Annotated in this window: 19 protein-coding genes; 9 read left to right on the top strand and 10 right to left on the bottom strand. The window is 74.4% G+C overall.

All coding sequences use genetic code 11. The annotated features are described in order from the left end of the window. Together EBN88_RS19775 and EBN88_RS19770 are read right to left on the bottom strand one after the other, a co-directional pair. Positions 1-1208: glycosyltransferase (locus EBN88_RS19775; protein WP_147472773.1), on the bottom strand; the 1208-nt coding region annotated here is incomplete at its 3' end. 278 nt (positions 1209-1486) lie between these two features. Beyond that, positions 1487-2716, bottom strand: coding sequence for a cytochrome P450 family protein (locus EBN88_RS19770; RefSeq protein ID WP_122185245.1), 1230 nt, complete (start codon positions 2714-2716; stop codon positions 1487-1489). Positions 2717-2932: 216 nt separating this feature from the next. On the opposite strand from EBN88_RS19770, the gene EBN88_RS19765 reads away from it, so the two are divergent. Next, positions 2933-3769 (top strand): VOC family protein, encoded by an 837-nt coding sequence (locus tag EBN88_RS19765; RefSeq protein WP_122185244.1) that lies wholly within the window; start codon positions 2933-2935, stop codon positions 3767-3769. Positions 3770-3960: 191 nt separating this feature from the next. Here EBN88_RS19765 and EBN88_RS19760 read toward each other — a convergent pair whose 3' ends face one another. Further along, positions 3961-4527 carry a TetR/AcrR family transcriptional regulator gene (locus tag EBN88_RS19760; RefSeq protein WP_122185243.1) on the bottom strand — a complete coding sequence of 189 codons (567 nt, stop codon included), beginning with the start codon at positions 4525-4527 and terminating at the stop codon, positions 3961-3963. A gap of 174 nt (positions 4528-4701) precedes the next feature. On the opposite strand from EBN88_RS19760, the gene EBN88_RS19755 reads away from it, so the two are divergent. The 6 genes from EBN88_RS19755 (at position 4702) to EBN88_RS19730 (ending at position 10605) form a co-directional block, all read left to right on the top strand. Continuing rightward, the gene (locus tag EBN88_RS19755) at positions 4702-5640 is read left to right on the top strand and encodes a TIGR03564 family F420-dependent LLM class oxidoreductase (RefSeq protein WP_122185242.1); all 939 of its coding nucleotides are present in this window, start codon (positions 4702-4704) and stop codon (positions 5638-5640) included. A gap of 234 nt (positions 5641-5874) precedes the next feature. Beyond that, entirely contained in the window at positions 5875-6924 is a 1050-nt protein-coding gene (locus tag EBN88_RS19750) for a beta family protein (RefSeq protein WP_122185241.1), read from the top strand. Between the two features lie 250 nt (positions 6925-7174). Beyond that, complete coding sequence (locus tag EBN88_RS19745; protein WP_199742420.1) at positions 7175-8473, top strand: MFS transporter; 1299 nt, start codon at positions 7175-7177, stop codon at positions 8471-8473. Between the two features lie 230 nt (positions 8474-8703). Beyond that, positions 8704-9558, top strand: a complete 855-nt coding sequence (locus EBN88_RS19740; RefSeq protein ID WP_122185239.1) for a fumarylacetoacetate hydrolase family protein — start codon at positions 8704-8706, stop codon at positions 9556-9558. Between the two features lie 168 nt (positions 9559-9726). After that, positions 9727-9957, top strand: coding sequence for a hypothetical protein (locus EBN88_RS19735; RefSeq protein ID WP_139669718.1), 231 nt, complete (start codon positions 9727-9729; stop codon positions 9955-9957). 6 nt (positions 9958-9963) lie between these two features. After that, entirely contained in the window at positions 9964-10605 is a 642-nt protein-coding gene (locus EBN88_RS19730; protein WP_122185237.1) for a histone deacetylase, read from the top strand. 29 nt (positions 10606-10634) lie between these two features. On the opposite strand, the gene EBN88_RS19725 is transcribed toward EBN88_RS19730, so the two are convergent. After that, on the bottom strand, positions 10635-11780 hold the full coding sequence (locus EBN88_RS19725; RefSeq protein WP_122185236.1) for a MarP family serine protease: 1146 nt from the start codon (positions 11778-11780) through the stop codon (positions 10635-10637). 214 nt (positions 11781-11994) lie between these two features. Then, positions 11995-12414, bottom strand: a complete 420-nt coding sequence (locus EBN88_RS19720; protein ID WP_122185235.1) for a DoxX family protein — start codon at positions 12412-12414, stop codon at positions 11995-11997. A 203-nt stretch (positions 12415-12617) separates the two neighbouring features. Between EBN88_RS19720 and EBN88_RS19715 the strand changes: the two genes are divergently transcribed. Then, positions 12618-13523 (top strand): SigB/SigF/SigG family RNA polymerase sigma factor, encoded by a 906-nt coding sequence (locus EBN88_RS19715; protein WP_122185234.1) that lies wholly within the window; start codon positions 12618-12620, stop codon positions 13521-13523. Positions 13524-13646: 123 nt separating this feature from the next. Here EBN88_RS19715 and EBN88_RS19710 read toward each other — a convergent pair whose 3' ends face one another. The 5 genes from EBN88_RS19710 to lpdA all read right to left on the bottom strand — a co-directional run bounded on the left by EBN88_RS19710 (position 13647) and on the right by lpdA (position 19151). After that, positions 13647-14453, bottom strand: a complete 807-nt coding sequence (locus EBN88_RS19710) for an ABC transporter permease subunit (RefSeq protein WP_122185233.1) — start codon at positions 14451-14453, stop codon at positions 13647-13649. After that, on the bottom strand, positions 14450-15400 hold the full coding sequence (locus EBN88_RS19705) for an ABC transporter ATP-binding protein (RefSeq protein ID WP_122185232.1): 951 nt from the start codon (positions 15398-15400) through the stop codon (positions 14450-14452). The genes EBN88_RS19710 and EBN88_RS19705 overlap by 4 nt, the downstream gene beginning before the upstream one ends. 158 nt (positions 15401-15558) lie before the next feature. Continuing rightward, entirely contained in the window at positions 15559-16320 is a 762-nt protein-coding gene (locus EBN88_RS19700; RefSeq protein WP_122185231.1) for a response regulator, read from the bottom strand. A gap of 69 nt (positions 16321-16389) precedes the next feature. Continuing rightward, positions 16390-17631 (bottom strand): sensor histidine kinase, encoded by a 1242-nt coding sequence (locus tag EBN88_RS19695; protein ID WP_122185230.1) that lies wholly within the window; start codon positions 17629-17631, stop codon positions 16390-16392. 110 nt (positions 17632-17741) lie between these two features. Then, a complete protein-coding gene (lpdA, locus tag EBN88_RS19690) occupies positions 17742-19151 on the bottom strand; it encodes a dihydrolipoyl dehydrogenase (protein WP_122185229.1) in 1410 nt (469 codons plus the stop codon). A gap of 159 nt (positions 19152-19310) precedes the next feature. On the opposite strand from lpdA, the gene EBN88_RS19685 reads away from it, so the two are divergent. After that, positions 19311-19680: GNAT family N-acetyltransferase (locus tag EBN88_RS19685; protein ID WP_147472772.1), on the top strand; the 370-nt coding region annotated here is incomplete at its 3' end.

Raw genomic sequence — 19680 nt, 5'->3', positions numbered from 1 at the left:
GCGCTGGCGGCCACCACCAGCCGCCGGTCCGGGCGGCGGCGCAGCCGGCCCCGCAGCCGCCGCACCCCGCCGCCGCGCGGCCGGGCCGTGAACAGCTCCTCGTACGCCTCGGCGACCACCGCCGGCTCGTAGCGGGCGGCGGTGCGGATCGCGTTCTCCGCCATCCGGCGGCGGAGTTCGGGGTCGACCATCAGCCGGCGCAGCCCCGCGGCGAGCCCCTCGTCCCCCTCGTCCATCGGCACCAGCACCCCGTCCTCGTCGGGGGTGATGATCTCGGACGGGCCGTAGGGGCAGTCCCGGGAGACCACCGGAAGTCCGCAGGCCATGGCCTCGACGATGGTCAGCCCGAAGGACTCCCAGGTGGAGGAGACGGCGCCGATGGCGCCCTTGGCCCACTCGGTGTCGAGCGGAGCGACGGCCCCCATCAGGCGGACCCGGCCGGCCAGGCCGAGCCGGTCGATCTGGGCCAGCAGCGGGTCGCGGAGCGGGCCCCTGCCGTAGATCCGCAGTTCCCAGTCGGGGAACTCCTCCCGCAGCCGGGCGAACGCGTCGATCAGCACGTCGTAGCGCTTCTGGGCGACGAGCCGGCCCGCCGCCACCACCAGCCGGTTCTCGCCGGTGGACCGGGTGACGGCCGGCGCCGGCGAGGAGTTGGGGATGTGCCGGATGCGGCCGGCCGCCTCCGGGAGCGCGGCGCGGTAGGCGGCGGCGTCGTTGCTGGAGACGGGCGCGAAGGCGTCCAGCTGGGCGACGGCGTTCAGTTGCAGCTCCCGGTGCCCGGCCTGTTCGCGCACCGTCAACGTCGAGTGCTCCTGCCCGATCCGCAGACAGCGACCCGGCACGCCGAAGCGGGCCAGATAGACGTTGAGCACCGGGCGGGTGCTGATCACCACGTCGGCGTCGCTGTGCGCCAGATAGTCCGCCATGCGCTGGTCGCTCAGCGCCGACACCCCGCCGACCGAGGCGGGGAAGACCTCGCTGGGCTGGTCGGCGGCCGGCAGGGCCAGGTCCTTGGAGCCCTCCCGCTGGTCGATCAGCCCGACCAGCCTGACCCGGGGGTCGAAGTCCAGGCCGGGGCTGTCCCGATGGCAGTAGAGGCTGGCCACGGTCACCTCGTGGCGTTCGGCGAGCGCGGCGGAGAGGTTGGCCGCCGAGCGGATGGTGCCCCCGATGCCATAGGCGTTGTGCAGCAGGAAGGTGATCTTCACGGTTCTTTCGCCTGAGTTCCGGTGAGACCGCGCCGCCGCGAGCGGGCGCGCGGCTCAGCGACGAGTGAGTCGCCCGACGAATGTGCCGAACGCGGCAGATGGTGACACAACGAACCCACCCGTGTACCCCGTCCCGGCGCCTCACCCGCCCGCGAACCGCCCCGTTCGCGCGGGGGCTTGGCGGCCCGGTCCGGTCGCCAGCGCCCCGCCGTGGTTCATCCTTACCGGTGATCCCGTGACCGCCGCACGCCGCCGGAGCGGCCGCCCGGCGGCCGCCGTCAGGCGTTCCCGGCGCGCGGCGGCCCGGGGGGCGGGGTCGGCCGGTCGGCCGGGGCGAGCCGCAGCCGGCTGAGGGCGTGGGAGCGGAAGCTGGTGCTCCACGCCGGGTCGGTGAAGCAGTGCGGCCGCAGCCGGGGCAGCAGGGTGGTGAGGGCCACCGTCAGCTCCAGCCGGGCGAGCGGCGCGCCCAGGCAGTAGTGGACGCCCTGACCCAGGGCCAGTTGGGCGGCCGGGTCGGGGCGGCGGATGTCGAACCGGTCGGGGTCGCGGTGCCGGCGCGGGTCGCGGTTGGCCGAGGCCAGGCCGAGCAGGACCGTGTCACCGCGCGGGATGGTGGCGCCGGCGACCTCAAGCGGCTCGGTCGCGAAGCGGCGCAGCGCCACCAGGTTGGGGTGGGCGTAGCGGAGGAACTCCTCCACGGCGCCCGGCAGCAGCCCCGGGTCCGCCTGGAGCGCCGCCAGCTGCTCGGGCTCCCGGCTGAGCGCCAACAGGCCGGCGGACAGCGTGTGTTGCACATTCTCGATCCCGGCGCCGAGGAGCAGGAACGCGAGGGAGATCAGCTCCTCCTCGCTCAGCCGGTCGTCCTCGTCCCTGGCCGCGATCAACGTCGAGAGCAGGTCGTCGCGCGGCGCGGCCCGGCGTTCGGCGACCAGCTCCAGCAGGAAGCGGTGCACGCCGGCGAGCGCCTCGGCGGCGGCCCGGGCGCTGGGCGGCGCCAGCATCGCCGAGATCCAGCCGGCGAACGGGCGGCGGTCCGCCTCCGGCACCTCGAACAGGTCGCTCATCACGGTCAGCGGCAGCGGGGTGCTGAACTCGGCCACCAGATCCGTGGTCAGCGCCTCGGCGCAGGACGCGGCCGCCGCCTCGATCGCGCCGCGCAGCGCGGCGACCCGGCGCGGGGTGAAGCCGTGCGAGACCAGCCGGCGCAGCCGCAGATGGTCGGCGCCGTCCATGTTCAGCAGGTTGGCGTCGAGTTCGGGCGGCAGCGCGAAGCCGGCCCAGCGGGTGCGGGCGTGCCGCTTGCTGACCGAGAGTCGGGGGTCGGCGAGCAGCGGTCGAACGTCGGCGTCCCGGGTGACCAGCCACACCGGGGAGCCGTCGGGCAGCGCCACATGGTGGATCGGGGCGGCCTCGCGCAGCTCGGCGAGCACGGCGTGCGGCCGTTGGGTGAACGCGGCGGTGAACGGCTCGGGCAGCCGTGACGACTCGGGCGGGGTGAGGGTGCTCATCCCGCCCATTGTCCTCGCCCGCCCCGCCTCGGGGGCGGGGACCTCACGGGAACCCGCGCGTTCCCGGACCTGCGGGACGGGGCGCGGGTGGCTAGCGTGGAGGAACGTAAACCGGCGCAAAAGCCGCGCACGCGCCGTGCGTGCCGTGCGCGCTGTGCGTGCCGTGCGCGCGGGGCGCGCGTTCATCCGCCGCGAGCCGTTCAGGAGGTCGCACCCATGGCTGGTCAAGACGAGGGGCACGCCTATGGCCCTCCCTGGGGCTTTCCCGAGGGCGTGCCCTGCTGGGCCGACGCCACCCTGCCCGACCTGAGGGCCGGCAAGGCGTTCTACGGCGAGCTGTTCGGCTGGACCTTCGACGAGGAGGCCGCGGCGGAGGGGCGTTACACCCAGGCGTTCGCGGACGGCCAGCCGGTCGCCGGGCTCTCCCCGCAGCTGCCGGGCCAGGAGGTGCCGCCGGCCTGGGTGCTCTACTACGCCTCGCCTGACGTGGGCGCGACGGCCAACCGGATCAGGGAGCACGGCGGCCAGCTGCTGGCCGAGCCGATGGAGGTCGGCGACCTGGGCGCGATGCTGCTGGGCTGGGACCCGGGCGGGGTCCTCTTCGGCGTCTGGCAGCCCGGCCGGCACCCGGGCTTCGGCCGGGTCGACGCCAACGGCGCCTTCGTCTGGAGCGAGGTCGTCACCCGCGACCCGGCGGCGGCCGACGCGTTCTTCCCCGGCGTCTTCCCGTTCCGGGCCCGGCGGATGGAGAGCGCGCCGGGGGAGGAGATGGACTACCTGGTGTGGAACGTCGGCCACCGGATGGTCGGCGGACGGTATGTGCCGCCGGCGGACGCCCCGGCCTCCGCCGCGCCCCGGATCGAGGTCTACTACGCGGTGCCGGACTGCGACGCCGCCGTCCGGACCGCCGAGCGGCTCGGCGGCACGGTGCACAGCGGCCCGACGGACAGCCCCTTCGGGCGGATGGCCGCCCTCAGCGACCCGCAGGGCGCTTCGCTCTCGGTGATCGACGTCTCCACGACGCGGGGCGAGCCCCCGCGCATGGAGCCCTGAGCGCGTCGCGCGCGCGGGCGCAACGGCCTGAACGCGCGCTCGGCGCCTGAAGGTGCCCCCGGCGCCTGAACGCGCGCCGGCGCGCGGCCGGTTGGTCATGCGCCGGGGCGCATGGGGCAGACGGGGCACATGGGGCAGACGGGGTGGAGGGAGCGCGCGGTTCGCGGTCCGTGGCGCGGCCCTTTCCCGGCTCAGCGGCGGGGCTCGTCCGGTGCCGGGGTCGCCCGGGTCGTGCCGCCGCCTCGGAGTCCGTCGAGTATCACCGTCGAGACGGAGTCGCCGGCCTTGGCGCCCGCCCGACAGGTCGCCATGCTGAAGAGTTCGACGACCTCCTCGGGCGCGAGGTCGGCGCGCACGCTGCCGTCCCGCTGGCCCCGCGCGGCGATCGCGACGAGCGAGGCGTTGCTCTCGGCGTTCAGCCGCTCCAGGACGTCGTTGTGCGGCAGCTCCGTTATCAGGGTCTTGACCAGGGCGAGGGGCAGCCCGGCGCAGTGCCGCGCGATCTCGTCGAGGTGCTGCCAGCCGGTGCCCCGCCCCGCCGCGACCTCGCGGGTGACGGCCAACAGGTCGGTCAGCGCGCTTTCCGCGATCTGGGCGACGAGCGCGTGGCGGTGCGGGAAGTGCCGGTAGAGCGTGCCGACCGCGACTCCCGCCGCCTGGGCGATGTCCTCCATCGAGACGGCCGAACCGCGCGCGGCGAACAGGTCGAGTGCTCCGGCGACGATCCGTTCCCGGTTGCGTCGGGCGTCCGCCCGCATCCGTCCACCTCCGCGCAGTTGCCGGCCGGTCCGTTCCCGGGCCGGATCTCAGGCTATGCTGCTCAACATGAAGATGAGCTTCACTTTCTCACTTCACCGTCCCCACCGGTCCTTCCGGTCCCACCGGTCCTTCCGGTTCTTTCGTTCCTTCCAGTTCCACGATGCGAGGTCGCCATGTTGATCGGCACGAATGTCACGGGAGTCGGCTCCACCCTGGACGCCGTGGTGAGCGAGGTCCGAGCCGCGTGGACGGCGAGGCTGGACAGCGTCTACTTCTCCCAGTTGAGGGGGTGGGACCCGCTGACCCTGGCGGCGCTGGCCGGACGCGAGGTGCCGGACGTCGCCCTGGGCACGGCCGTCGTGCTGACCTACCCGATCCACCCGCTGGCCCTCGCCGCCCAGGCGCTGACCGCGCAGGCGGCGACGGGAGGGCGCCGCCTCACCCTGGGGATCGGCCCCGGCCACCGGGAGATCATCGAGGGCGCCTACGGGCTCTCCTACGAACGCCCGGCCCGGCATGTGCGCGCGTACCTGGAGATACTCGGGCCTCTCCTGCGCGGCGAGACCGTCGACCACCGGGGCGAGTCCCTCTCGGCGACCGGCTCGCTCGAAGCCCCGGGCGCCGGCGCGCCGTCGGTGCTGCTGGCCGCGTTGGGCCCGGTGATGCTGCGCATCGCCGGCGAGTTGGCCGACGGCACCGTCACCACCTGGGCGGGGCCCGACCTGATCGCCGAGCGCATCGCCCCCGGCGTCCGGGAGGCCGCGCGGGCGGCGGGGCGTCCCGCGCCCCGCGTCGTCGCGGTCGTCGTGGGCGCCGTCACCTCCCGACCCGACCAGCTCCGCCAGGAGATGGCCACGGCCTTCGGGGCGGCCGGCGGCCTCGCGAGCTACCGCAGAGTCCTCGACCTCCAACACCTCTCCGGCCCCCAGGACGCCGCCGTCCTGGGCGACGAGGCCACCCTCGCCGACGAGATCGCCCGCTTCGCGGCGGCCGGCGTGACCGAACTCGTCTTCAGCGCCGTCGGCGACGAGGACGAACGGAGGCGCACCCTCGACCTCCTCACGGAACTGCGCGCCGCCGCGCCCGACGGCGGTTCGGCGCACCGGAGTTGACCAGCTGTGAGCTGGTATCGGGGAGGTCCAGGACTGGCCGCTGCCTCTCCCGGCGCGTGGTGACCTCCCGGGCCCCACCGCCCGACGTCCTGTCCGATGCGCGCGCGACTGCGGTGACCAGGCGGATTTCGGTCCGGTGTCTTGTTTCCGCCCTGTTCGCCCCTTCTTCCGGGCCGCACGCTCGAATCAATCCCTCCCACGAGGGCGGACGCGCGTGGCTCCCTGGGGGCGGCGATGTTGTATGTACCGATTCTGAAAGGAAAACGCGGCGAGTTCACCGCGCTCGGGAAGATGGAACCGGAGGTGCGGGCCGGGGTTCATCCGATCATGGAGGTGGTCCATGACGAGCGACTGCGGGACGTCTTGGAGACCTTCTATGACAACGCGCGGCGTCGACTGCCGAAGGGGCTGGACATCGCGGTGGACTGCGGTGATCTCTGGCACCACGGTCCCGTTGGCGGGGTGTGGAACGGGCGGCCGCTGAGCTGGCTCAGCGAGGCGTTCGGTGCCTGGCTGCTCACCCTGGTCCCGGTCTTCCGGCCACACGACGCATCCGGCGCGTTGGCCGAGGTGCGCGACGTCCAACGGGCCCACGGGCGGGGAGCGGTCCTTCGCGTCGACGCTTTCGACATCCCGGCGAACCTGGGGATGGCATCGCGTCACGTCGGCGCTGTCCTGCGAACCGTGCGCCTGGCGCCCGAGCAGGTCGACCTGGTGCTGGACGCCGGCCACGTCGCGGACGACGCGGCGGTGGCCGGCGCGGTGCCGCCGGTGGCGCACGCGCTGCGCTGGGCGCGCCAGGCGCCGTGGCGCAGCGCGGTGGTGGCCGCGGGCGCGTTCCCGAAGTCGGTGCGGTGGATGGCTCGGGGAGGGCCGACCCGCGTGCACCGGTGGGATGCCGCGCTGTGGCGCGAGGTGGCGCGCGAGAGCGAGGGCGGCCAGCCTCACTTCGGCGACTACGGCGTCGCCCATGTGGCCCCCTCCCGAGGCCGCCGTCGACCCGTTCCCCACATCCGGTACACGGTCGGCGAGGACTGGCAGGTCTACGTTGCCGAGAAGAGGCTCCCGGGCAATGACGACTTCTTCACCATCAGCCGCGACCTCCTCGAATCGGAGCACTGGCCCGCTCGGGGGGCTGCCACCTCCTGGGGAGACGCGCAACTGGCCAGGTGCGCCCGTGGGGAGCGCGCGAAGGCCGGCAACGCAACGGAGTGGCGCGCCTGGGCCACCTCCCATCACCTGGCCGTCACCACCGAGGCGTTGCGAACGATGGGCCAGCCCTGACCCGTCGCCCCGGGCGCGCTCCGGGGGAAAGGGATCACGGTCCACCGGGCGGGATCGGCCCGGTCGCACGCGCACGGCACAGTGTGGGGCCCGGCCGGCCGCATCGGTGTCGGCGACCGCTACCGCGAGACCGCCGTCGGCCATCTCCGCCCCGCCGGCTGGTAATTCGCTGGGGCACGCCCGGCGGCGTGGCTAGGCTGCGCCGATGCGAGTGCGGGGACGGCGGGAAGTCGGCGGCGGAGGGCGGGGGTTGGGGCGGCCCTTCGCCACGCTGTGGGGGGCGACCGCCATCGCCAACGTCGGTGACGGGGTGCTGCTCGCCGCGGTGCCGCTGCTGGTCGCCTCGATCACCGACAATCCGGCCCTGGTGGGCTGGGCGGTCTTCGTCCAACGGCTGCCCTGGCTGCTGTTCTCGCTGATCAGCGGCGTCGTCGTGGATCGGATCGACCGGCGGCGGCTGATCGTGGTGGTCCATCTGCTGCGGGCCACGCTGATCGGCGGGCTGGTGCTCGCCGTCTGGGGCGACGCCGTCAGCGTCCCGGTGATCTACGCGGTCGCCTTCCTCCTCGGCACCTGCGAGACGCTCGGCGACAACGCGTCGGTCTCGCTGCTTCCCGCGACCGTGCGCGTCGAGGACCTGCCCCGCGCCAACGCGCGGATGGAGATGGTCTACTCCGTCATCAACCAGCTGACCGCGCCGCCGCTCGGCGCCGCGCTCTTCGCGGTGGCCGTCGCCCTGCCGTTCGGGGTGAACGCGGCCACCTACGTGGTGGCGGCGCTGCTGATCGCGTCGTTGCGCGGCGCGCTCCCCGCGCCGGCGCCAGCACCGGCGCGCACGCCGGCGCGGGAGCGGCGCCGGGTGCGCGCGGAGATCGCCGAGGGCGTGCGCTGGCTGTGGAACCAGCCCGTGATCCGGCTGGTCGCGATCGTGCTGACGCTGATGAACGTGACGCTGGTCGCCGGGTTCTCGCTGCTGGTGCTGTACGCGACCGAGATCCTCGGCCTGGGCGAGGTGGGCTACGGGCTGCTGTACTCGGCGAGCGCCGCCGGCGGGCTGCTGGGCGCGCTGTGCGCGGCGCGGCTGCACGCGCGGTTCGGGCCGCCGTTGCTGCTGCGGGCGGCGCTGGTGCTGGAGACGTTGACCCATGTCGGGCTGGCGCTGGCCGGCACGGTCTGGCTCGCCGCCCCCGTGCTGCTGCTCTTCGGGGCGCACAACGCGGTCTTCCGGGTGGTCATCAGGACGCTGCGGCAGCGCGCGGTGCCGGACGCGCTGCGGGGGCGGGTGGAGAGCGTCTTCATGATGTTCTCCATGGGCGGCGCCGCGCTGGGCGCTCTGGTCGGCGGGCCGATCGCGGGCCTGCTGGGGGTGACCGGGCCGTTCTGGATCTCGGCGGCGCTGATGAGCGTGCTGACGCTGGTCGCCTGGCGGCCGTTCGGCCGGCAGGTGGCCGACGCGGCGCGTGGTGACCGGGGCGTCGCGGCCGCCGGCGGCCAGACTGGGGCGGCGACGGGGGAGCCGCCGCGCGGCGACGAGCCGGCGTCCCGGTGACCCGCCGGCCGGCCTCGTTGTCCACAGGTTGTGGACAACGGGCGCGTTGGTGGAATCCCGCGCCGGACGGTTGAGCGAAGGCTCCCGCTGGGGAAGAGTGGTCTTCTTGATCATCCTTCCGGACCGAACCCGCCGTGACCGGAACGGCCGGCGCGTTCCGGCCGCCACGGTCGGGGGCGATACGGTCACGGTCGGCAACGGCCACGAGCAGCAGGGGAGTTCAGCGGATCATGCGTCTGATGCGCGTCGGTGAGGCGGGACGGGAGCGGCCGGTGTTGGTGGCCCCGGACGGCGGGGGCCACTTCGACCTGCGGCCGGTGACCGACGACATCGACGGCGCGTTCCTCGCCGCCCTCGCCGAGAACCCGTCCCTGCTGGCCGACCCGTCCCTGCTGCCCCGCACCGAGATCGCGGGCGAGCGGGTGGGCGCCCCGGTGGCCAGGCCGTCGGCCGTGCTGTGCGTGGGCCAGAACTACGCGGCGCACGCGGCCGAGTCGGGCGCCGAGCCGCCGAAGCAGCCGATCCTCTTCTACAAGTCGCCCAACACCGTGGTCGGCCCCCGGGATGACGTGCTGATCCCGAGGGGCTCGCGGCGCACCGACTGGGAGGTCGAGCTGGCGGTGGTGATCGGCCGGCGGGCCCGCTATCTGGACTCGCCGGAGGACGCCCTGGCGCATGTCGCGGGGTACGCGGTCAGCGACGATGTCTCCGAGCGCGCCTACCAGTTGGAGGAGTCCGGCGGGCAGTGGTCCAAGGGCAAGAGCTGCGAGACCTTCAACCCGCTGGGTCCGCAGCTGGTCACCGCCGACGAGGTGCCCGACCCCCAGCGGCTGAGGCTGCGCTCCTGGGTCAACGGGGAGCCCCGCCAGGACTCCAGCACCGCCGACATGATCTTCTCCGTCGCCGAGCTGGTGCATCACATCTCGCGGTATCTGGTCCTGGAGCCCGGCGACATCGTGAACACCGGAACGCCCGAGGGCGTCGCGCTCTCCGGCCGGTTCCCGTATCTGTCCCCGGACGACGTGGTGGAGTTGGAGATCGAGGGGCTGGGGCGGCAGCGTTCGGTGTGCCGGCCGGCGCCCTGACGCGGGCGCGTGCGCCGGGGGGTGCGACGGGCGTTCCCGACCTCACTCTTTCGAGGGAGTCTGGGGTGCGCCTGACCCGCTGTGGTTCCGGAAAACCGCCGGTCGCGGCGGAGATGGCCCGGGGTGCGCGGCATGTCGCTGTCGGTGCCGCCTGGTTAGGTTGGCGCCATGGCTGAGACCCCTTCGACGCACCATGTGATTCGCGTCCGCTTCGACGGTGGGCCACGCCACGGCCGGACGGTCGATCTGCTGATCACCGGGCAGGTGCCGTTGCCCCTGATGCTGGCGGCGAGACGCGGGCCCGAGGAGGACGCGGGCTCGGGGCTCTACCAGCTGCGCTCGACCGAGGGCGGCGGCACCCGCTACGCGTGGATCGACGACCTGCCCGCGCGGAGCTGAGGCCGGATGACGGCGCCCGCCCTGGTCTGGTACGCGGCCTACGGCTCCAACATGTGGCCGGAGCGGCTCGGTTGCTATCTCCGGGGCGGCCGGCCGCCCGGCTCCCTCCGGGTGTATCCGGGCTGTCGGGACCCGAGCCCGCCGGCCCGCTCCGTGCCGGTGACGGTGCCGGGCGCGCTCTACTTCGCCACCGAGTCGGCGGTGTGGACCGGCGGGCGGGCCTTTCTCGATCCGGATGCCGGGGGCGAGACGCCGGCGGTGGCGCACCTGCTGACGGCCGAGCAGTTCGCCGACATAGCGGCGCAGGAGATGGGGCGGGCCGCCGGCGGAGATCTCGATCCGCTCACCCTGCTCGGCGCTTCGGGCCGGGCCCGCCTCGGTCCCGGACGCTACGAGACGCTGGTCCGCCTCGGGGCGTCGGCCGGCGTGCCGGTGCTGACGCTCACCGCCCCCTGGAGCGTGGACACCCACCCGGGGAACGCGCCGGCCGCCGCCTATCTGCGGATGCTGGGCCGGGGGCTGATGGCCGGCCACGGCTGGCCGGCGGACCGGGCCGCCGGCTATCTGGCGGACCGGCCAGGGGCGCGCGGGTACTGGACGCCGGAGGCCGTCCGCCGGGTGTTGACCGAGGTGGAGCCGGGGAGTTGACCGGGGCGGAGCCTGGGGCGTGAGCGCGGTCAGCCCGCCTGCTCCAGGTGGGGGCGTATCTGGTCGGCCGTCAGGACATAGCCCGTCTCGGAGTGGGTCACCGAGCGGGCGAAGACCATCCCGTAGACCTGGCCCTCGGTGGTGAGCAGGGGTCCGCCCGAGTTCCCCGGGCGGACCAGGCCGCGCACCGCGTAGATGTCCCGGCTGACCACGCTCCGCCCGTGGATGTCCTGGCCCTGGGCGGTGGTGCGGCTGGCGACGGTGGCCGCGCGCAGGTCGAGGCCGCCGTTCTCCGGGTATCCGGCGACGACCGCAGGATCGCCCCGGCTGGCGTCCCCGGCCAGCTCCAGCACCGGGGCCTGGAGCCCGGGCACGGCCAGCACCGCCACGTCGATGTCCGGGTCGAGCAGCAGCACCTCGGCCTCAAGGCGCTGCCCCACGCCCCCGACCTGCACGGCCACCACGCTGGCGCCGTCCACCACATGGGCGTTGGTGACCACGCGCTCCGGCGCGTAGACGAAGCCGCTGCCCTCCTGGCCGCCGGAGAAGCCGGCGCTCGCGTTGATCTTGACGGTGGACTGCTCGGCGGCGACGGCGGCGGCCTGGGTGACGTTGTCCCCCGAGGGCGGCGGCACGTCGACGGTCGGGTCGTTCTCGAACGGGTTGAAGACCTGGGGGAAGCCGGCGTCGCTCAGCGCGTGCGTCGCGCGGCTGAACCAGGTGGGGGCCTGCTCGGGCATCCGGTCCTGCACGGCGCCGAGCAGCGCCGAGCCCTGGACCTCGCGGTTGAGCCCGGGGGACGGCGTGGGCACCAGGGCGCTGGCCGCGATCCAGGCCACCAGCAGCACGCCCACCGCGTTGAAGACCGCGCCGCCGGCGCCGTCCAGCCAGCGGCCGGGCGCCCAGCGCACCGCGTTCCGCAGGCGGAGGGCCAACGGCCAGGCCAGCGCCTGCCCGACCGCCGCCGGCACCAGAACCACCAGCAGGGCGACCACCGTGGCGGCGACCGACCCGGGCGTCAACTGGTCCACGAAGAACGGCAGCAGCCACACGCCGAGCGCTGCGCCGCCGACGAAGCCGGCGAGCGAGACCACGCCGGCGATCAGCCCGCGTTGGAACCCCGAGAAGGCCGCCGCGACCGCCGCCACCAGCAGCAGCACATCGAGCAGGTTCACCGAGCAGCCCCCTTCGCCCCGTTCGTCGGTTATGGAACGGCAGGGCCCGGTCGAGGGTTCCCGGCGGCACCCGGCGCCCGCGACCGTCTCTCCTCGTCGCGTCGACTCGCCGTCACCCGAGGTGCGGCGACGGCGGTGTGTGATCGTAGTCGATCGACCACCCGCGGCGTCCGGCGTTCGGGTGCGGGGGCGCCCGGCGAAGGGGGAGGGGCGCTCAGTCGATGTCGAACAGCGGTCCGGTGAGCGTCAGGCCCAGGTCGTCGCCGGTGTGGGCGAAGAACGCGAAGAGCATCAGCGCGGCGCCGGCCAGGGAGAGGTCCTTGAGGAACTGGATCAGGGCGTTCTGCCGGGCCTGTTGGTCCCCCTCCCGCCAGAACCGGTGGACCATCACCGCCGTCGGCGCCAGGAAGACGAACAGCAGCAGCGCGCCCAGGTCGGCCCACACGCCCAGCAGCACCATCAGGCCGCCGACCAGCTGGAGGATGCCGGAGCCGAAGACCGCGAGCCAGGGGAACGGGACGCCCTGGGAGCCGGCGTACTGGGCCATCCCCTTGGTCTGGGTCAGGTGTCCGATCGCCGAGTTAAGGAAGAGCAGCACAAAGAGGATGCGGCCGATCAGTACAAGAACATCCATGGGCACCTCCTAGACGCCTGCTGTCACCGTGTGGCGCGTTCGATCACCGGGCAACCGATGCCAACGCCAGTCCCCGCGTCGTCCGGCCGCCGTTCGATCCGTTTACCGCCCGGTGCGTCGGGCAGGGGCCAAGGACGTGCTCCGGACAAAAGGCACCTTCCCGAAGGCAGTTCGGGAACCTCTGACGGTCTGGGAGAGCCGAGATGACGACCACCACGCGGCGCGCCACGCGCGCCAGGGCCCGACCCGCCAGCCGGGTGAAGGAACGAGGCCCCGCCGGGTCCCCCGACGCCGGGCCCGGGGCGGCCGGCGCGAGGGCCCGACGCCGTTCCCCCCGCCCCCACGACGACGCCCCCGACACCCTCCGGGCGTTCGAACGGATCGCGAAGCTTCCGGAAGGGGAGGAACGCGACCGACTGTGCCGCGACGTGACCGCCGCGTGGCTGCCGATGGCCGAACGCCTGGCGCGCGGCTACCGTGGGCGCGGCGAGAGCGCCGAGGACCTCTCCCAGGTCGCCGCCCTCGGCCTGGTGAAGGCGGTGCGCGGCTTCGACCCGGGGCGCGGCCACGCCTTCGAGAGCTATGCCGTGCCCACCATCGTCGGCGAGATCAGGCGTCACTTCAGGGACCACCTGTGGGGCGTCCATGTGCCGCGCCGCACCCAGGAGTTGCGGAACAGGGTGCGCACCGCGCGGCAGCGGCTCGCCGGCCCGGTCGACGACCGTCCGCCCGACGAGGCGGCGCTGGCCGAGGCCAGCGGGCTCAGCCGGCAGGAGGTCCGCCAGGGGCTGGCCGCGTTGGACAGCTTCCGACCGCTTTCGCTCGATGCGGAGCTGAACCAGACCGGGGACGGCCACACGCTGAGCGACACCTGTGGCGCGGCCGACCCCGGTTTTGACCGGGTGCTGTCCCGGGCGGCCGTGCGGCCCACCCTGCGCCGCCTCCCCGAGCGCGACCAACGGGTGCTCTACCTGCGGTACTTCCACGAGATGACCCAGGCCGCGATCGCCGAACGGCTCGGCGTCTCGCAGATGCGGGTCTCCCGCCTGCTCAGCCGGATCGAGCGCGATCTGCGGGAGCGGCTGGCCGAGGTCGGCGTGACGGGGTGAGGGTGCGTGCGAGGCCGCCGGGACACGCGCCGGCGGGCCCGCCCGTCAGACGTCGCGGCGCCGGGAGGCGGTCACACGTCGCGGCGCCGGGAGGCGGTCAGACGTCGCGGCGCCGGAAGGCGGTCACACGTCGCGGCGCTGGAAGAGGGCGGCCGTGCCCATCAGGGCCAGCGCCGTGTAGCCGGCGACCAGCAGCAGCGAGGGCCAGGCGCCCAGCGAGCCCGCCAACTCCGGTGCGGCCTCCGAGGACTGGGTCAGCTTCTGGAGCGCCGCCGTCGGGGAGACGCCGGCGACCCAGCGCTCCGCCGGCCCGAAGAGCGGGCCCAGCATCCCCGGCAGCAGGAGCACGGCGATCACCGAGGTGATCGCGCCGGCGCCGTGCCGGATCAGGGCGCCGACGGCCAGCCCGAAGAGCCCGGCCACGGGGAAGGTGGCCGCGATCCCGAACAGCGCCGGCAGCGGATCGCCCTGCGCGTGGGTGTCGTCCAGCAGCGCGTCGCCCACCAGGTAGGCGGCCGCGCAGGACGGCAGCGCCAGCGCGTAGAGCAGGCAGGCCAGCAGCGTCCCCTTGGCCGCCAACACCGTGCCCCGGCGCGGCACGGCGGCCACCGTCGAGCGCATCGTTCCGCTGCCGTACTCGCCGCAGACCACCAGCGCGCCCAGCACCGCCGCCAGCATCAGCGCCGGCGTGGCGAAGGTGAGGGCGCCGCCCAGCACGGTCTCCTCCGGCTGGATGCTCTCGGTCGCGGCCACCAGCACCGCGCCGGGCGCGGGCAGCAGTGTCGCCACGGCGGTGACCCAGAGGGTGGAGCGCAGGCTCCGGAACTTGATCCACTCGAAGGCCAGCGCCTCCCGGAACCCGGCCCGCCCGGCCGGCACCGCCGCCTCCCGCCGCCGCCCGGGCGCCGGCGCCACGATCTCGCTCGTCATGGGGTGTCACTCCGTTCTCGGGAAGGTTCCTGGGGCCCCTCGGCGGTGCCCCGGTACTCGGTCGCCGAGGCGACCATCGCCGTGTAGACCTCCTCCAACGAGGAGCGGCGCGGGGTGAGTTCGCTGAGCGCGAGGTCGTGGGCGCGGGCCAGTTCGCCGATGGCCTCGGCCGAGGGACCCCGCGCCAGCCAGCCGCCCCGCGCGTCGGCGCTGACCCTGGCGCCGGCGTCCTCCAGCACGGCGCGCAGCCGTTCCGCCTCGGGGGAGCGCACCAGGGTGCCCTGGCCCGAGTGCCGGTCGATGAACTCCCGCATCGGGGTGTCGGCCAGCAGCCGGCCGCGCCCGATGATGATCAGGTGCTCGGCGGTCAGCTCCAGTTCGCTCATCAGATGGCTGGAGAGGAAGACGGTGCGCCCCTCGGCGGCCAGCGAGCGCATCAGGTTCCTGATCCAACGGATGCCCTCGGTGTCCAGTCCGTTGACCGGCTCGTCCAGCATCAGCACCTCGGGGTCCCCCAACAGGGCCGACGCGATGCCCAGCCGTTGGCCCATGCCCAGGGAGAAGCCCTTGGTGCGGCGGGCGGCGGTGGCCGGGTCGAGCCCGACGAGTTCCAGCACCTCGTCGACGCGCCGGCGCGGCAGCCCGTTGGACGCGGCGAGGCCGGCCAGATGCGCCCGCGCGGAACGGCCGCCGTGCACGCCCTTGGCGTCCAACAGCGAGCCGACGGCGCACAACGGCGCGGACAGATCCCGGTAGAGGCGCCCCCCGACCCAGGCGCTGCCGGAGGTGGGCGTGTCCAGGCCGAGGATCAGGCGCATGGTGGTGGACTTGCCGGCGCCGTTGGGCCCGAGGAAGCCGGTCACCCGGCCCGGGCGCACATCGAACGAGAGCCGGTCCACGGCGGCCCGGTCGCCGTAGCGCTTGGTGAGTGCGTGTACTTCGATCACGCCGCCGACGCTAGGCGCGCGGCCCGCGCCCGCCATCCGCCGCCGGGAGTCGGCCGCTACGACGCCGGGAGTAGGCGCGGGCGGTGCCGGGGAACGGGCCGGGCCCGGCAACGGGACGGGGCCGGGAGGTGGGTGGGGCCGCCGGGGAACGGGCGGGGCTACTCGCCGGAGCCCGCCCTGACCAGGCCGGTCTCGTAGGCGATGACCACCAGCTGGGCCCGGTCCCTGGCGCCCAGCTTGGTCATGGCCCGGCTGACATGGGTCTTGGCGGTCAACGGGGACATCGTCAGCCGGGCGCCGATCTCCTCGTTGCTGAGCCCGGCCGCCACCAGGGCCATCACCTCCCGCTCCCGCCCGGTCAGCCCCGCCAGGCGGCGGTCGCCGTCGGCGAGCGGGGCGCGGAGCCGCGCGAACTCCTCGATCACCCGGCGGGTCACGGCCGGCGCCAGCAGGCTGCGGCCGGCGGCCACGGTGCGGATCGCCTCCCGCAGCTCGTCCGGCTCGACATCCTTGAGCAGAAACCCGCCGGCGCCGGCGCGCAGCGACTCGAAGACATACTCGTCCGCCTCGTAGGTGGTGAGCACCAGCACCCGGGTCGCGGCCAGCCCGGGGTCGGCCGCGATCCGCCGGGTGGCCTCCAGGCCGTCCACGCCGGGCATCCTGATGTCCATCAACACGACATCGGGGCGCGTCAGTCGGGCCGCGCGCACCGCCTGCTCCCCGTCGGCCGCCTCGGCGACCACCGCCAGGTCGTCGCTGAGGTCGAGCAGCGCGCGGAACCCGGCCCTGACCACGGTCTGGTCGTCGGCCAGCACGACCCGCACCCGCCGCGCGGCGGGGCCCTCCGGGCTGGCGTCCGGGGCGCCGGCGGCTTCGCCAACGGGTGCGGGAACGTCCTCGGGGGAACGCGGGTGCGCCATGGGGCCAGGGTAGGGGCGGGGCGGCGTCCCGGGAGGCCGCGAGCGCTGGGGCCGACGCGCGCGCACCGTTCACTCCCCCCGCGCCGGCTCGGTCCCGGCTTCAAGCGGGTCGGCCCGGTGCGGGTCGGCGTCCGCCGCGTCGGCGGTGTCGGCGGCCGGGAGCGTGGCGCGCACCCGGAAGCCGCCGCCCGGCAGCGGTCCCGCGTCCAGGGTGCCGCCGATGGCGTTGGCCCTCTCCCGCATCCCGACCAGGCCCAGGCCGGCGCCGCCGCTGCCGGCGCGCGTGGGGCCCTCGTTCACCACCTCGACCACCAGCCGCCGCCGCGCGTCCAGGCCGACGGCGACCGTGGCGTGGCGGCCCGCCGAGTGGCGCACCACATTGGTGAGCGCCTCCTGAACGATCCGGTACGCCGCCAGCTCCGCCACGGGCGGCAACGGGTGCGTCCCGTCGAGGAGTTCCCCGCCGCGCAGCGCGATCCGGGGCCGGTCGCCGGGGAACCGGGCGATCAGCTCGGGGAGTTGGGCCAGCCGGGGCGCCGGCGTCACGGGGGCCGCCTCGTCGTCCCGCAGCACGCTGAGGGCGGTGCGCAGCTCCCGAACGGCCTCCCGCCCCGACTCCCGCACCTGCCGGAGCGCGGCCCTGCTCAGCTCGGGCCGGCGGTCCAACGCGTCGAGCGCGACGCCGGCCTGGACGGTCATCGCCGAGACGGTGTGGGCCACGATGTCGTGCAACTCGCGGGCGATCCTGATGCGTTCCTCGCGCACCCGGCGCGCGGCCTCCCGCTCGCGCTCCCGTTCCGCGCGGTGCGCCCGCTCGGCGTAGTAGGCGGTCAACTCGCGCCGCCCGCGCACCACTTCGCCCAGCAGCAGCGGCACCAGCGGGATCGCCATCTCCAGCACCGGGGACGGCATCGACCGCCCCTCCTCGCGCCCGGCCAGCACGGCGACCACCCCGGAGGCGAGCGCCGCCACGCAACCGGCCCACAGGGTGCGCCGCCGGTCTCCCGAGGTGGCCAGGAAGTACAGCGCCACCATCCACGGCAGGTTCAGCAACTCGCCCAGATGGCCCGCCAACGTCCAGCCCAACGTGCCGACGCCGGTCACCACCACGGCGAACAGCGGCCGCCGCCGGTGCCAGCACAGCCCGAGGACGGTCAGGCCCAGCAGCGCCCAGCTCAGCCAGTCGTCCTCGCGGGACCCCGGCACGTTGGACGCCAGGTCCACGGCCGTCACGCAGCACACGGCCACGCTCAGCGCCAGATCCCTGGCCAGGCCGGACGGAACACGCGGGGAGGGCGCCTCGGCAGTCACCCACCCACGGTAGGCACCACGCGCGCACCGCGCGTACGACGCCGGGAGTAGGCGGTGGCCCCCCCGCCGGGCCCGGGCCCCCGGACCGGTGCGGGGGCCCGGCCCGGTCGTCACATGTTGATCATGTGCCCCGCCAGGCCGTGGACGGCCTCCTTGACGGCCTCGCCCAGGGTCGGGTGGGCGTGGATGTTGCGGGCCACCTCGTGGACGGTGAGGTCCCACTGCTGGGCGAGCGTCAGCTCGGGCAGCAGCTCGGTGACCTCGGGGCCGATGAGGTGGGCGCCGAGCAGCTCGCCGTGGGTCTCGTCGCTGACCAGCTTGACGAAGCCGGACGGCTGGCCCAGGCCGTGGGCCTTGCCGTTGGCGGTAAACGGGAACTTGACGGTCTTCACCGCGAAACCCTGCTCCTTCGCCTGCGCCTCGGTCAGCCCGAAGCTGGCGATCTGCGGCTGGCAGTAGGTGGCGCGCGGGATCATGGCGAAGTTCAGCTCCATGGTCTCCGCGCCGCCGATGGTCTCGGCCGCGATGACGCCCATGGCCTCGGCGGCGTGCGCCAGCATCAGCTTGGCGGTGACGTCGCCGATCGCGTAGATGTGCGGAACGTTGGTGCGGCTGACGCCGTCCACCGCGATCGCGCCGCGCTCGGTGAGCTGGACGCCCGTCCGCTCCAGGCCGTAGCCCTCGACGCGGGGCGCGAAGCCGATCGCCTGGAGCACCTTCTCGGTCTCCAACACCTGCCGCTGCCCCTTGGCGTCGGTGACGGTGACCCGCACCGGGGCGTTGGGGTCGGTGTCGTCGATGGCGTCGACGCGGGTGGAGGTCAGCACCCTGATGCCCAGCTTGCGGTACTGCCGGGCCAGCTCCTTGGAGACCTCCGCGTCCTCCAACGGGACCACGCGGTCCAGGAACTCGACGATCGTGACGTCCACGCCGTAGTTGCGCAGCACATAGGCGAACTCCACGCCGATGGCGCCGGCGCCGGCGATCACGATGCTCTTCGGGAGGGTCTCGCTGAGGATCTGCTCCTCGTAGGTGACCACCCGGTCGCTGAGGCGGGTGCCCGGCAGCAGCCGGGTGGTGGCGCCGGTGGCGATGACGCAGTGGTCGAACGTGACGGTCTCCGAGCCGCCGGCGCTCAACGTGACCTGGAGGGTGTGCGGGTCGGTGAAGGTGCCCCGGCCCTCGTACTCGGTGATGCCGTTCTTCTTGGTGAGGTAGTGCACCCCGGCCACCCGGCCCTCGGCGACCTTGCGGCTGCGCCGGAACGCCTCCCCGTAGTCGAAGCTGACGCTGCCCTCGACGCGGATGCCGAAGGTCTCCGCCTCGTGCTGGAAGATGTGGGCCAACTCGGCGTTGCGCAACAGCGCCTTGGACGGGATACAGCCGACGTTCAGGCACACCCCGCCCCAGTACTTCTCCTCGACGATCGCGGTCCGCAGCCCCAGCTGGGTGGCCCGGACGGCCGCGGTGTAGCCCCCGGGCCCCGCGCCCAGGACGACGACGTCGTAGTGCGTGCTCATGAAACCCTCACGCCTTCTCTCACGCTCTCGGGATGGTGGTTAGGGAGATGGTCTGGTCGAGGATGGTCGCTCCTGCCACCCCCATCACACCACGACCGGCCCGGCCCCTCGCCGCCGCCCGGGCGCATCGCGGCCGACCCGCGCCGCACCATGGGAGGTATGAACGGCGAGGAGAACGACAGGGCGAACGGGGCCGACGCCGCTGGCGGCGTGACGCTGCGGGTGGTGGGCGGCGCGGGGGACTGGCCGCTGTGGCGGGACGCCAGGCTCGCGGCGCTCCGCGAGGCGCCGGAGGCGTTCACGCCTCGGCTGGCCGACTGGGAGAACGGCGAACGCGCGCGCTGGCGCGCCCGGTTGACCCTACCCGGCGCGCACAACGTGGTCGCCGTGCGCTCCGGCCGCCCCGTCGGGCTGGCGAGGGGCATCCCGGCCGGGCCCGGCGTCGCCGAGCTGCGGTCGGTGTGGGTCGCCCGCGCGGCGCGCGGCCGGGGCGTGGGCGACGCGCTGCTGACCGAGGTCGCGCGCTGGG

The organism is Streptomyces triticirhizae, assembly GCF_003696235.1.
GTDB classification, from domain to species: domain Bacteria; phylum Actinomycetota; class Actinomycetes; order Streptomycetales; family Streptomycetaceae; genus Streptomyces; species Streptomyces triticirhizae.
This window is presented reverse-complemented; position numbering and strand designations above follow the sequence as displayed.